Source organism: Nocardia sichangensis, from assembly GCF_047200615.1.
Lineage (GTDB): Bacteria > Actinomycetota > Actinomycetes > Mycobacteriales > Mycobacteriaceae > Nocardia > Nocardia sichangensis.
In genome coordinates this window covers 158,078-171,890 of record NZ_JBJZOK010000019.1, presented here as the reverse complement: position 1 = coordinate 171,890, position 13,813 = coordinate 158,078, and the positions used below count along the sequence as shown (strand labels likewise).

Sequence of the window (13,813 nt, the reverse complement as noted above, 5' to 3'; positions counted from 1 at the left end):
GAGCCGAAGGTAGATCGCTTTCCTCGCTGCCTTTCACACCCGTGCAGACGCCCTCGGTCCGCAGTCCTCGGGTCGCGCTGTTGTGCCGACCTGTACCAGGAAGCCGGCAGTGCGAGCGCTAGGACGTCGGCCCATTCCACGAGAATTCGGTCGACCAAATGAGTCCTGCCGTGTGGTCGGTAAGGGTCAGCTCGAAGTCCCAGGGCGTGTCTGCGATGTCGTCCGGGATCGGGGCCTGGAAGGTTCTGATCGTTCGCGTCGCCGAGGTCGATTCGCCGGCCACCACCTCCGAGGTTCCGAAGTTGGCGCGCAGGACGGCATCGACCTCGTAGTCCCAGATGGATGGTGCGCGTTCGTCGAGCGCGGTCGCGGTGTAGAGGAACTCGATTCCGTTGAGATCGAGCGTGATCGGTCCGATCCAGGCCTCGATCGGACCATCCTCGTCGGTGACGAAAGCTGGATTCGTCAGCATGGCCAATCGGCCCCGTGGATCGCCCAGCGGCGCTGAGTAGACGATGTCGTTCGGCCGAGACAGTCGCCTCACCCATGGACCGTCGGTGGTGACGTCGTCGATGGTCAGCTCGATATCGACCGGTGTCGTATCCGGGCCGAGGTCGGGCAATGTGAAGGTCGTGCCGGCGTGGGTGTCGGACGAGCCGCTTCCCCAGCCCACGTCGGTGGCCACACCGTTGGCCAGTGCCGACACCCCGACCTGGTAACTCCGCAACGACGGCGCGGCATCGCCGACCACTTCCGCCGCGAGGGACAGCCGCAACCCGGTGGGCGTACGCAACGCTGGTCCGACCCAACTCAGAATTCCGTTGCTGCCGTCGGACACGAATTCCGGGGGCACCCACACGGCCAGTACACGATCGGTAGTGCGCTCGCTCGGTGACATCGTCGGCTGTGCTCCTTGATCGCGGACGCGGGAACAGCCGGTTCAGGCCCGGCGATCGGCCCGCTATCAACGTTTCATCGAATCCTTACCGAGCCAGGTCGTTATCAACCAACTGGGTCTTCCATTCGGACAGGTTCGCTGTATCCGCGTGTTTCGTCAAGGTCAGGTGTGATCGACCAATTCGGGGGCGGCCCTGCGTATGCGGCGCAGCAGCTTCGACCCTCGTTCCGAACTGATGGAGGTCAGCGTGGGGAGCGCGGTGCGCCAGAGTTTGGCCGCGTCCTCGTGGTTGCCCATGCGCCAGCGGATGAGTCCGGTCTCGGCCAGGCTGATCGCGTGAATCCGGGTGTGCGTTCTGGGATGCCAGATCGTCGCGCTCATGTGCTGATAGCGCTCGGCTTCGGCCAAGTCGCCGATCGCGAGGAATGTTTTCGCGGTCTGCCGGGTCGCGCTTGCTTTGTTCGGACAGAACAGCGCGGCCCATCGAGGAATCTCCGTCGTTGCCTCGGGCATGATCCATGGCTCGGCTCGGCGAAGCGCCTTCACGGCCTGGACTTTGTCGCCCGTTTCGGCGTAGCACCGTGCCAAGGCAACTTCGAACAAAGCCATCGTGTCGGGGCTGACCGTGGACGCGATTCGCCAGCGCATCGAGGAAGAAGACGGGCCGCCTTCTGCACTGTAGGTGCAGTGAACGCAGGGTATTGCCGGACACTGCAACTCGACCTGTCGATCCCACGGATGGACCGTCATGCGGCTCGAGAAGACGTGAGTCACCGAATTCTGCACGGGGACAGCACTATTGCGGGAAAAATGGGAGTATGGCGTCGAAACCACGGCCTAGTGGCTATCGGAACTACACCGCGGACGGCACTTACTGGACGGTTCGCAAACAAGGTCGAACGTACTGGGTGGTACGCATCGACCCGACGGACGGTGAATATCGCGTGGTCGAGTGGTGGGGCGGATATCACCGGGCGGGAGCCGCCGGTGGCGCGGCCGCGCAGCTCGCATATCAGCAGGCGCTTTCTGCCGCGAAGGATGTTCTGCGCGACCATCTGCACGAAGCGCTGGAAACCATCGGGTTAGGCGCGCCCGTCTCCGCTGCGCCGGTCTCGCCGAAGGACGCACCGTCGCGTTTGGGGTCCGACGAGGAAGAGTGAGGGTCGACAACCTCCAACGATCGGGGCATCGAACAATAGGGCTGCTCTTGCATGCCGGATGGACGATCCCACACGTGCGTGATCGGCTGGGTCAGCTCGTTCGGCTGACTGGCACAGGAAGACGGTATGCGAGCCGTCGTATCCGGCGACCGTCGCCTCTTCAGCGGGAAAGTCCGTGGGCGCGGGCGATTATGCGCTCCATGGCGGTGCGGGGGAGGAGGCGGCGGAGGGTGAAGAGGGCGGGGGCGTTGCTGCCTACGGCGTAGAGGGGTTGGGGGCGCGGGGCTTCGATCGCTTTGACGATCGTGGTGGCGACCTTTTCGGGGGTGATGCCCTTGGACTGGTTTTCGTCGAGTTTCGCCATGAAGGTCGTGAAATCGGCGGTGTGGGGGGAGCCGTCGGTGAGGTACTTGGTGCGGCGTTCGCGGAGTCCGGTGTCGATCTGGCCGGGCTCGACGGCGGTGATCCAGACGCCGAAGGGGGATTCCTCGAAGCGGGCGGCGACCGCGAAGCCGCGCAACGCCGCCTTGGTGGCGACATAGGAGGAGCGGTAGGGCATGGGGAAGCTGGCGAGCATCGACCCGACCATGACGACGCGCCCGTAGCGGCGATCCCGCATGCCGGGCAGCACCGCCTTGGTCAGGGCGATCGGGCCGAGCACATTCAGCTGGAACAGTCGCTCGACGGCGTCGGTGGGCAACTCGGCCAGCGGTCCCGCCTGGCTCTCGCCCGCGTTGTTCACGAGCACGTCGACGTGGTCCAGACCGGCGGCGAAGGCCTCGATCGAAGCCGGATCGGTGAGGTCGAGCGCGCGGTACTCGACCTCGGGCAGCACGGCGTCCGAACCGATGGCGTCGGGATTGCGGCTGGTGCCGATCACCCGATACCCCCGCCCGGCCAGCGCGGCGGCCGTAGCCTTCCCGATTCCGGACGACGCACCGGTGACCACAGCGACGCGAGACATAACGCTCCTTTCGACGGCAACATGCTGACGATATCGTCAGCTCTCGCTCTGTGCTACCAGAAAGTAACTTCGGTGCCGTCGATGTGCTGCGGAGCCGACCGCACGACGAACGCGGCGTCGATGCCCGCCCGGCCCAATGGCGGTGGGAAACGGGAGTACAACACGTGGTGGCGGCTCGGATATTGCCCATTGAATTCTGCATGGCGGGTTCGAGCCCGGACGTGGCGTCGGCGGGCTGTCGTGTGTGCCGCGCTCGCGTGGTTCGCGGGCCTGTGAGCTGGGCGGACGGGTGTGCATGGCGACGTGGGATGCGCACCGGCGCAGTCGAAATCGTTCACCGGAGGGAAGCCGTTCCGGATGTCGGCGGTGGAGGGATGGGGCTAGTGTTGGCCGGCGCGGTGCAGGCCGGAGACGCTGCCGCGTTACCCCCGACGCCGAGGAGATTGTGGTGGTTGTCGATACCGTCCGCGAGGAACAGGCGATCCGTCAGATGACGGAGCGGCTGGTCGAAAACTACACCGAGACTTATTCTCCGGACCATATCGAGAGCGCCGTCGGTGCGGCGCGGCGGAAATTCGAGGGCCGCCCGGTGCGGCAGTTCGTTCCGATTCTGATCGAGCGGTTGGTGCGGCGGGAATTGGAGAAGTCTCCCGAGGCGGAAGTGCAACCCACCACGGTCCCGATGGACAAGTCGCCGCAGGCCCCCGCCGCCGCTCCCGGGAAACTGTCGGAGATCCGTGAGCTTTTGTCGTCCAAGAAGCGTTTCGCACCGTACGCCGTGGGCGCCGTCGTCGTTCTGACGGTGATCGCCGTGGTTCTCGCCGTGCGGCAACCCGCTCCGGAGGCGCCCGCCGCCGCTCCCGCGCCCGCCGCGGCGCTCACGGTCGTCCACGGTGTGGTCGGCTCGGAGAAGATGCCGTTCTTCTCCGACCCCAAGGTGATCGACGCGCTGGCGCGCAACGGCGTGCGCGTCGAGGTCGAGCCCGCCGGTTCGCGGCAGATCGCCACGTCCATCGATCTCACGAAATTCGATTTCGCCTTCCCGTCCAGCGAACCGGCCGCCGAGCGAATCCAGCGGCAGCGCAACGTGACCGCGAAATACACGCCGTTCTCCTCGCCGATGGCCGTCGCGACGTTCGCGCCGATCACCGAGCTGCTCACCCGGGCGGGAGCGGTGCGCCCCGGCCAGGTGCCGACGCTCGACCTGCGCCGCTACCTCGAGCTCGTCCGCAACGGCACCCGTTGGGACGAACTGCCCGACAACACCGCCTACCCGGTGCGCAAGAACATCCTGATCTCCACCACCGACCCGCGCAGCTCCAACTCCGCGGCCATGTATCTGGCCGCGGCGAGCTATGTCGCGAACAACAACACGATCGTGCAGGGGCAGATCGCCGAGCAGGCCGTCCTCCCCGCGGTGTCGCGGCTTTTCGTGGGCCAGGGTTACACCGAGAACACCACCGAGGGCCCGTTCAACAACTATCTCGCCACGGGTATGGGCCCGACGCCGATGGCCTGGATCTACGAGGCGCAGTACGTCGAGGCGACCGTGCGCGGCCAGATCAAACCCGAGATGACGCTGCTGTACCCGTCACCGACGGTGTTGTCCCGGCACACGCTGGTGCCGTTCGGCGCGACGGGTGACCGGCTCGGGCGCCTGCTGTCCACCGACCCGGAATTGCAGCGCCTGGCCGCCGAGCACGGCTTCCGCACCAACGACGGCGCCCAGTTCGCGAAGGTCGTCGCCGAACGCAACGTCCCGGTGGCCCCGGACCTGTTGGACGTCGTCGCCACCCCGACCTACGACACCCTGGAGCACCTGCTAGACGGAGTAACCAAGTCCTACAACTGAACCCGGGGCGGATCGCCGCTAGCGTTTCGGTGGAGAGGATCCGGGCACCCTCTTCGCATCAGATACCGGAACAACGGCCGGTATCGCGGCGGGAGGAACGACCAGTGACAGCGGACGACGGCCCATGGGAGATCCCTCCGATCGATGACGCCCCGGATATCGCGCGCGACTCCGCGCCGCCGCCGGGAGCGACGATGGCCGACACCAGGAACTGGCCGGGGTACGGGTTGCTGCTGGTCGCCGCGGCGGGTGCGATAACCGCGGCGGTGCTCGCCGGCTGGGGGTTCGGCAGGCTCTCGGTCGTGGCCGCGATCATCACGGTCGTCTTCCTGCTGATCGGGGTGGGCCTGATCGTGCTGGAGCAGGTGCGGGCCCGCAGGCACGCCGCACCGCCCGCCGAACGGGCCACCGTGCCGCCGGGGTACTGAGGAGCGTCAATCCCGGGGCAGAAAACCCGACTCGATGAACTCCCGGACGAAGGTGTCCACCACCGCACGGTCGATCTCCGGGCAGGCCATGCCGGTGTCCGCGAGCGCGGCGCGGGTGTGTTCGTCGGCCCAGTCGAGGTGACCGGCGAGTCCGGCGAAGTCGTGGCTCAGCAGGGCCGCGCGCACCAGCGAATCGTCGCCGAGCGCGTCGCGCCGCCGCGCTTCCCTGGCCAGGCCCGCGCGCACCGTGTCCTCCGGCATCGTCGCCACCGGCAAACCGTGCGCGCGCAGACTGGCGAGGATCTCCCCGACCGCTACCGGGGCCCGATTGACCAGGTGATAGACGGTTTCCGAGCGCGGACGAGCCGAGATCTCCACGATCGCGCCCGCCACATAGCTCACCGGAACCAGGGAAACGGTCGCCTCGCCCACGTCGGGCGCCATGCCGAGCATCGCGGCGGCTCGCACCATGTTCCACAGCGAATCCTGCGGGCTGTTCACGCCGATGTCCGGGCAACCGCAGATGGTGCTCGGACGGTAGATGGCGATGGGCACACCACGTTCGCCTGCTTGGCGGACCAGTTCCTCGGCGGCCCATTTGGAGGCGAGGTAGCCGTTGCCGGACACCTGCCCCGCGGGTAGGCGGATGTCCTCGGTGACCACCGGCGAATCCGGCGTCGCGGCGACGGCCGCGCCCATGGTGGAGACCAGGTGGAACGGCTTGACCCGCCGCGCCGTCGCCAGCCGCAACAACTCGCGGGTGCCCTCGACGTTGGCCTGCCGTAGCCGGGCATAAGGATCGACGTGATTGACGCGCGCGCCGTTGTGATAGATCACGTCGATGCTGTCGGCCAATCGGTCGTAATCGGCCGGGTCGAGGCCGAGGCGCGGTGCGGTGAGGTCGCCCGCGACGACGACGATCCGCTCCGCGGCGGTGGTCCCGGAGAGCCGGTAGTGGCTCAGCGCACCGAGGATTCGGTCGATGCCTTCCTCGGCATCGGCGGCGCGCACCACGCACCACACCCTCGCCTCGGTGCGATCCAGCAGGGCTTGCAGCAGGTGTACGCCGAGAAAGCCGGTCGCGCCGGTCAGCAGGATCTCCTGTGGCGGACCGGTGTGCGCGGGCTCGCATCCGCCGATGCCGATCTCCGGCTCCAGCACGGCGTCGCGTTCCGGCGTCGCCGCGGTGGGGGCGGACCCGCCCGCCAGTCGCGCCGCGAGGCCGCCGACGGTCGGGGTCGCGAGGATCGCCGACATCGGCACGTCGCGGCGGAGCCGCTCCGACAGCCGCTGGTGCAATGTGAACGCGAGTAGTGACGACCCGCCGAGTTCGAAGAAGTCGTCGGCCACCCCGATCGGGGACACGCCGAGCACGTCGGCGAAGACGTCCGCGACCGCGCGCTCCAGTGCGGTGCCGGGCTGCGCACCGGTGCGTGCGGCGAATACCGGCTGGGGTAGCGCGGCGCGGTCGAGCTTCCCGCTGGTGTTCACCGGGAACGCGTCGAGCGCCAGCACCGCCGACGGCACCATGTAACCGGGCAGCACGCGAGCGACCGACTGACGCACGACATCCGGGTCGACCGTGGCCCCCGGCGCCGCGACGACGTAGCCGACCAGCCGGTCCCCGGCATCGGAGCCCTTGACCGCCACCGCGGCCCGGCCCACCGCAGGGTCGGCCAGCAAAGCCGCTTCGATCTCACCGAGTTCGATGCGGTGGCCGCGGACCTTGACCTGGAAATCCGTGCGGCCCAGATAGTCCAGGGTACCGATGCGGTTCCAGCGCACCAGATCACCGGTCCGGTACATCCGTTCGCCCGGGTGCAGCGGATCGGCGACGAACCGGGCCGCGGTCAGACCCGGCGCGCCATTGTAACCGCGGGCCAGCTGAATGCCACCGAGGTAGAGCTCGCCCGCCACTCCCACCGGAACCGGCCGCAACCGGTCGTCCAGCACGTGGCAGCGCGAATTCCATTCCGGCACACCGATGGGAACGCCGGCCGCGGTGCGATCGGCGGCCGAGACCGCGTGTCGCGTGATACTCACCGCGGCCTCGGTAGGTCCGTACAGGTTGTGCAACTCGGCCGTGGTCACGTTCGCGAAGGCACGCGCGGTTTCCGGCGGCAGCGCCTCTCCGATGACGAAAACAGCTCGTAGCGAGGACAGTTCGTCCGCCGTTGCCTGCTGGGCGAATACCGTGAGCATCGCGGGAACGAAATCGGTGAGCGTCACCCGGTGCTCGGCGATCAGCCGGGACAGCGCCGCCGGGTCGCGATGCTCGTCCGGTCCGGCCAGCACCATCCGCGCGCCCGCGCGCAGCGGCAGGAAGTAGCCCCACAGGGACACGTCGAAGGTCGCGGGAGTTTTGTGCAGATAGACGTCGGTGGCGTCGACAGCGTATTCCGCCTGCATCCAAGCGAGCTGGTGCACGATCGCCCGATGGCTGATCGCCACGCCCTTGGGGCGGCCGGTCGACCCGGAGGTGTAGATGAGATAGGCGGGGTGGTCGGCGTGCCACGGTGTCCGGCGCTCGGCGTCGAGCACGGGTTCCGCGCCGAAGCGGTCGAGGTCCAGGGTGTCGATGTCGTAAGCCTCGGCCGCGGTGAAACCGTCCGCCGCGGTGGTCAGCACGCACCGGGGCGCCGCCGATTCGAGCACGTACCGGATGCGCTCGGCCGGGTGTCCCGGGTCGATCGGCACCCAGGCCGCGCCCGCCGCCACGATCGCGTGCAGCGCGACGACCTGCTGGATCGACCGCCGCATCGCCACCGCGACGACGGTCTCCGCACCCACGCCTCGTTCGATCAGCCAGCGAGCCAGCCGCGCGGATCGTTCGAGCAGTCGCGCGTAAGTGAGCGTCTCGGATCCGCAGACCACCGCGATCGCGTCCGGCGTCGCCGCGGCCTGCCGCGCCGTCGCGGCGGTGAGCGGCTCGGCCCGCACGTCGTGCTCGGCTCCGGCGCCCCAGGAGCGGATGCGTTTGTGCTCGACCGGGTCCATGATGTCGATGTCGCCGACCACGGCGTCGGGCTCGGCCGCGACCCGCAGCAGGGTGCGGATGTAGCCGTCGAGGAAGCGCTGCACCGTGTGCTCGTCGAACAGGTCTGTGCTGTAACCGAATCGGATGATGATCTCGCCGGGCTCGCCGTCGTCGTCGCGGATGTCGACCACGCCGATGTGCAGATCGGTTTTCGCCGTGTCGGCGTCCACGTCGAGGAACGACACGCTGGGCCCGGACAGGTCCAAGGTGGCCTGCGTGAAATTCTGGAAGGCGAAGCCGACCTGGTAGAGCGGGTGGCGTCCGGGTGATCGGGTCGGATCGACGGCGTCGACCACGTGCTCGAACGGCACCTCGGAGTGCGCGAAGTTGACCAGATCCCGTTCCCTGGTGCGGTGCAGCAGAGCGGTGAAACTCTCCGCGGGCTCGATCCTGGTCCGGGAGACGGTCGTGTTGACGAACATGCCGACGACATCCGCGAGCGCGGGCTCGGCCCGGTTGGTCATCGGCACGCCGATCGCGATGTCGTAGCTTCCGGACAGGCGGGCCAGCAGCACGGCGAGCGCCGAGCGCATCACCATGAACAGCGTCGATCGGTGGGCGCGTGCGACGGTGAGCAGGTCGCGGTGCAAGGTCGCCGGCACCGTCCGCTGAGTGGCCGAGCCGCGCAGTGTGGCCACCGGCGGGCGCGGCCGGTCGGCGGGCAGATCGAGTTCGTCGGGCAGACCGGCCAGCTCGCCGGTCCAGTACGCCAGTTGCCGCGACAGCGGGGAATCGGGGTCGTCGCGGGAACCGAGCAGATCCTGCTGCCACAGGGCGTAGTCGGCGTACTGCACATCCGGTGGCAGCCAGGCCGGGGCGGCCCCCGCGCTGCGGGCGGCGTAGGCCAAAGCGACGTCGCGGGCCAGCGGCGCCAGCGAGGATCCGTCGGCGCAGATGTGGTGAAGGGCGCAGACCAGGACGTACTCGGTGGGGGTGCGCAGCAGCCGGACGCGCAGCGGCACCTCGGCCGACACGTCGAACCCGTGCCGCAGGATGGCGCGGACGCGGTCGGGTACCGCGTCGTCGGACAGTTCCTCCACCGCGAAATCGTCTACCACCTGCTCGGTGCCGAGGATGAGTTGCCGCGGTCCGTTCGCGTCGGCGGGATAACTCGTACGCAGCGACTCGTGCCGCTCGACCGTGTCGGCGAATGCCGCGCGCAAGGCGGGAATATCCAGCTCCGACAGCCGCAGCGCGAAGCCGATGTTGTCCACCGAGGACGTCGTGTCGAACTGGTTGCGCAGCCAGAACCGCAGCTGGGCCGGCGACAGCGGGATGCGCTCCGGCCTGGTCCGTGCGCGCAACACCGGGCGTGCGGTGTCGAATTGCTGCGAGCGGATCGCCTTGGACAAGGTGGTGACTGTCGGATGGTCGAACACCAGCCGGGGTGGGATGCGCAGCCGCCATGTTTCGCTCAGGCGCGCGGCGACCTGCGTCGCCAGCAGCGAGTTGCCGCCCGCCGCGAAGAAGTCGGCGTCCGCGCTGAACCGCTCTCGGCGCAGCACGCGTGCGAAGACCTCGGCGACCGTTTCCTCACCGAGGTCGACGGCGGGCCGGTAGTCCGGCTCGTCCAGGGCGCGCACGCGCAGCGCGGGCCGATCGGCCTTGCCCGTCGGGGTGCGTGGGATCCGATCCACGACCGTGATCGTGTTGGGCACCATGTACTTCGGCAGCAGCGCGGCCAGCGCGTCGGCCAGCGTGGCGGGGTCAGGGGCATGGCCCGGTTCCGGTTGGACGAAGGCGGCCAGCGTGGTCTCGCCCGCGGCGGTCTTGCGGTCGACGGTCACGGCCAGCCGGACGCCGGGCTGTGTCGACAGGATGGCGTCGATCTCGCCGAGTTCGATCCGGAAACCCCTGACCTTGACCTGGTCGTCGGCCCGGCCGAAATAGTCCAGATGGCCCGAGGTGGTGCGCCGGACGAGGTCGCCGGTGCGGTACATCCGCGAGCCGGGCGGTCCGAACGGATCGGCGAGGAACCGCTGTCCGGTCAGATCCGGGCGTCCGTGGTACCCCCGCGCCACCCCGGGCCCGGACACGTACAGCTCGCCGACGACGCCGACGCCGACCGGGCGCAACCGGTGATCGAGTACTTGGCAGCGCATGCCCGGCACAGCCGACCCGATGGTGACCGGTGCGTCCGGTGACAACGGCGGGCTCAGCGTCGCCATGATGGTGGATTCCGTGGGGCCGTAGGCATTCTGGAACAGACGGCCGTCGGCCGCCCAGTGCCGGGGCAACATCGGCGGGCACGGCTCGCCGCCGACCATGACCGAACGCAGGGCGGGCAGTCCGGTCGGCTCGATGGTGGCCAGCGCGGACGGAGTGAGGAAGGCGTGGGTGATCGCCTGCCGTGCGAGCAGTTCCACCAGTGCGGTGCCGCCGTACAGGGTCGGTGGGGCGATCACCAGCGTGGCGGCGGAGCAGATCGCGAGCAGCAACTCCAGCACCGAGGCGTCGAAGCTCGGTGACGCGAAGTGCAGCACCCGCGCGTCTTTGTCCAGCGCCTGCCGCGCGGCCAGTTCGGCGCACAGCGGGGCGAGCCCGGCATGGGTCACGGCGACGCCTTTCGGGCGTCCGGTCGATCCCGATGTGTAGATCACGTAGGCCGCGTGGGTGGCGCGAAGTCGAACGGGGCGTTCGAAATACGCGATCGGGCTCGCGGGATTCGCCGCCACCTGTGCGATCACTTCGGCATCGTCCAGCGCGAGCCAGCGCACCTCGGTGGGTAGTGTCGCCGCGTGGGCGGCCTGGGTCAGGCCCAGCGCGGCACCGCTGTCGATGACCTGGAACTTGATGCGGGACAGGGGAAGTGCCGGATCCACAGGGACGAACGCCGCACCGGACTTCGCGATCGCCCACACCGCGAGCACCGAATCGAGCGAACGCGGCAGCGCCACCGCCACCGCTGTTTCGGGGCCCGCGCCCGCGGCGATCAGCGTGCGGGCCAGCCGCGAGGAGCGCGCGTCGAGGTCGCGGTAGGTGATCTCGCTGTCGTCGCAGACCACGGCGACGCCGTCGGGATTGTGCTCCGCGGCGGCGGCCAGCAGCGCGGCGAACGTCGGCGTGGCCGATTCGGCGGATCTGCGGCGGCGGCCTTTCCGGGCGGGTGGACGAGTATCCCGGATACCGCTGGTCATGTAATCGTCCCGTTCCGCGTGGCAGTAAACGGCCAGATGCTACAGCCGCACGGCGGGATTCCTCAACGATGAGAAGGCGATACCGCTCCGGTCGAACGGCGGCGCGTGCCGCGAGCCGTTGGCACGCGCGTGAGCCCGACCGGCACGGTTCAGCGGGTGCCGTGCCCCTGACAGGCGGTCAGCGCGGTGTTCTTCGTGGCGTTGAACCGGTCGATCGCGGCGTTCAAAGTGTCGGTGTCGGCGCGGCGGGCCAGCGTGTCGGCCAAGGCGTTGGTGTCGTCGCGGTAGGCGCGCAGCGGGGTGGCGATCCCGGACGGCACTTCGCTGGTCACGCTCTGGTCCACCGAGCGCCCGTTGTTCCGCAGCGTCGTGACAGCCGCGTCGGCTTTGCCGTTCGTATCGGGATCGCCGCGGCCTTTCGTGTTGCTTGCATCGATGTAGTCGTTGAACGCGCGTACCGAGCTGCCGTTCGCGGCCAGGAAGGCGTCACAGGCCGACTTGGTGGCGCGTTCGGCGGCGGCGGCCCGTGCCGACGAGGCGGCGGCCGAGGAGGAGGTGACCTCGGAGGCGTACGCGGCCAGGTCGGTCCGGTTGACCTCCGCCGTGCCGGAGATCTGCTGTGCGCAGGCGCCGATGGTCAGCGCGCCCGCCGCGGTGGCCGTGGCGGCCACCAGCAGGCCCGCGCGTTCGAGTCGTCGCATGGTCGGTCCCTCGCTCCCCTCGGAAGTCCGGCCGGGACGGATGAACGGAGCCGGACAATCCGAAGGTACGTCGCGGGGACCCGCCACGCCGAGCCCGCGCCGATAACGATGGCCAACCGATATCGGCGCGGGGGAGCGGTTCAGCTCTGGCCGAGCATGGCTCGCATCTGCGCTATTTCGGCCTGCTGGGCGGCGATGATCCGCTGAGCGAGCGCCTTCGCGTCGGCGTTCTCGCCCTCGGCCAGCTCGGTCTGGGCCATGGCGATCGCGCCCGCGTGATGCTCGATCATCATGGTCAGCCATTGACGGTCGAAGTCCGGACCCGATGCCGCGTCCAGCGCCGCCATCTGTTCGGCGGACATCATGCCGGGCATCTCGTGGCCGCCGTGCCCCTCGCTCGGGGTGGGCGCCGGTTTGCCGAAGCTCTGCAAGAGGGTGGTGATCTGCTGCATCTCCGGCGCCTGTGCTTGCTCCACCTGCGTGGCGAGCGCACGCAGCTGCTGGTTGTCGGTGTGCGTCGGCACCAGCCGCGCCATTTCGACGGCTTGGGCGTGATGCGGATACATCATCTGGAGGAACATCACGTCCGCCTCGTTGTGCGCCGCACGGGCGGGTGCGGTCGTGACGGCCGCGGTGGTGGTCGAGGTGCCGTGCTCGGTGGTGTGCCCGGTGTCGGCGTCGCCGCATCCGGCGAGGCTCACCGCGGCCGCCGCGGCGAGAACGAGGGCCGATCGGGTGCGAGTGATGAACATGGGGTCGCTCCTTGCGAAGTGCGAAGTCTGAGGATGGAGTGGACTGCGCCGCCACCGTGGTTCGGACACACGGCGGCGACGGAGTTGTCAGATCCGCAGAATCGCCAGTTCGGCCAAGGTGAGCACGGTCCACGGCGGCGGTCGTGCACGCCGCGCCCGCCAGTGCCGCGGTCGTGCCGCACCGCAGCCGGGGCGATCGAACGCCAATCGGCGGAGCAGCACCAACGCGGCCAACGCGATGGAGGCGGCCAAGATGAACGCACAGCCGTGCAGTGCGCTGTGCTCGCCGTCGCACCCGCCGCCCGCGCAGTGGGACATCTTCGCCGCGACGGTCGCGTGCCATGACGCGCCTGAGCTCGCCTCGACGGCTCGAGGCGCAGACGAGTCGCGGGAAGCGACGGCCGGTGTGTCCGTGCCCGGGGTTGCCCGGACGGCTGGCGGGGTAGTCGAGTCGCGGGAAGCGACGGCCGGTGTGTCCGTGCCCGGGGTTGCCCGGACGGCTGGCGGGGTAGTCGAGTCGCGGGAAGCGACCACCGGTGCGGATACGCCCGGTGTGCCCGATAACTCCTGGCCGCGTTGCCGGTCGTCGCGGTGCGCCCTGTCCTGAGGTCGATCGTGGCCGGTCGGAGCGCCGCCCGAGGATTGCGGTGTCGCGTGTCGATGAGGAAACCCGGGCGCGGCGGCAGCTCGTTCGAGTCCGTCGGCTACCGCGTCGGAGGCGGCCGCGAGGGTGTGCACGCCGGCCGCGTGGGCGTGGCCGAAGACCGCCGAATGCATCGCGACGACCCCGGCGACCAACGCCAGCACCCCTAGGAGCTGGGCGAGCCCGGCGGCGGGAAGTGCGCGGCGGTCGACCACGAGTACCGAGTCTAGCCCCCGCTCTC

Annotated in this window: 10 protein-coding genes; 3 read left to right on the top strand and 7 right to left on the bottom strand. The window is 69.1% G+C overall.

What is annotated here, in order from left to right:
- Positions 1–118: 118 nt before the first annotated feature.
- Complete coding sequence (locus ACL03I_RS25340) at positions 119–898, bottom strand: hypothetical protein (RefSeq protein ID WP_412807104.1); 780 nt, start codon at positions 896–898, stop codon at positions 119–121.
- Between the two features lie 162 nt (positions 899–1,060).
- Entirely contained in the window at positions 1,061–1,546 is a 486-nt protein-coding gene (locus ACL03I_RS25335; RefSeq protein ID WP_412807103.1) for a hypothetical protein, read from the bottom strand.
- Positions 1,547–1,716: 170 nt separating this feature from the next.
- Between ACL03I_RS25335 and ACL03I_RS25330 the strand changes: the two genes are divergently transcribed.
- Positions 1,717–2,058, top strand: a complete 342-nt coding sequence (locus tag ACL03I_RS25330; RefSeq protein ID WP_355078560.1) for a hypothetical protein — start codon at positions 1,717–1,719, stop codon at positions 2,056–2,058.
- A 160-nt stretch (positions 2,059–2,218) separates the two neighbouring features.
- Here ACL03I_RS25330 and ACL03I_RS25325 read toward each other — a convergent pair whose 3' ends face one another.
- Positions 2,219–3,022 (bottom strand): SDR family oxidoreductase, encoded by an 804-nt coding sequence (locus ACL03I_RS25325; RefSeq protein WP_412807102.1) that lies wholly within the window; start codon positions 3,020–3,022, stop codon positions 2,219–2,221.
- A 448-nt stretch (positions 3,023–3,470) separates the two neighbouring features.
- Here ACL03I_RS25325 and ACL03I_RS25320 point away from each other — a divergent pair, with 448 nt between their 5' ends.
- On the top strand, positions 3,471–4,874 hold the full coding sequence (locus ACL03I_RS25320) for a three-helix bundle dimerization domain-containing protein (RefSeq protein WP_412807101.1): 1,404 nt from the start codon (positions 3,471–3,473) through the stop codon (positions 4,872–4,874).
- A gap of 104 nt (positions 4,875–4,978) precedes the next feature.
- Complete coding sequence (locus ACL03I_RS25315) at positions 4,979–5,302, top strand: hypothetical protein (RefSeq protein WP_355078563.1); 324 nt, start codon at positions 4,979–4,981, stop codon at positions 5,300–5,302.
- 6 nt (positions 5,303–5,308) lie between these two features.
- Here ACL03I_RS25315 and ACL03I_RS25310 read toward each other — a convergent pair whose 3' ends face one another.
- From ACL03I_RS25310 to ACL03I_RS25295, 4 genes are all read right to left on the bottom strand, one after another.
- Positions 5,309–11,476: a non-ribosomal peptide synthetase gene (locus tag ACL03I_RS25310; RefSeq protein ID WP_412807100.1), complete on the bottom strand. Its 6,168-nt coding sequence runs from the start codon at positions 11,474–11,476 to the stop codon at positions 5,309–5,311.
- Between the two features lie 149 nt (positions 11,477–11,625).
- A complete protein-coding gene (locus ACL03I_RS25305; RefSeq protein ID WP_412807099.1) occupies positions 11,626–12,177 on the bottom strand; it encodes a hypothetical protein in 552 nt (183 codons plus the stop codon).
- 140 nt (positions 12,178–12,317) lie between these two features.
- On the bottom strand, positions 12,318–12,929 hold the full coding sequence (locus tag ACL03I_RS25300) for a DUF305 domain-containing protein (RefSeq protein WP_412807098.1): 612 nt from the start codon (positions 12,927–12,929) through the stop codon (positions 12,318–12,320).
- Between the two features lie 87 nt (positions 12,930–13,016).
- A complete protein-coding gene (locus ACL03I_RS25295; protein WP_412807097.1) occupies positions 13,017–13,787 on the bottom strand; it encodes a hypothetical protein in 771 nt (256 codons plus the stop codon).
- Between the last annotated feature and the right edge of the window lie 26 nt (positions 13,788–13,813).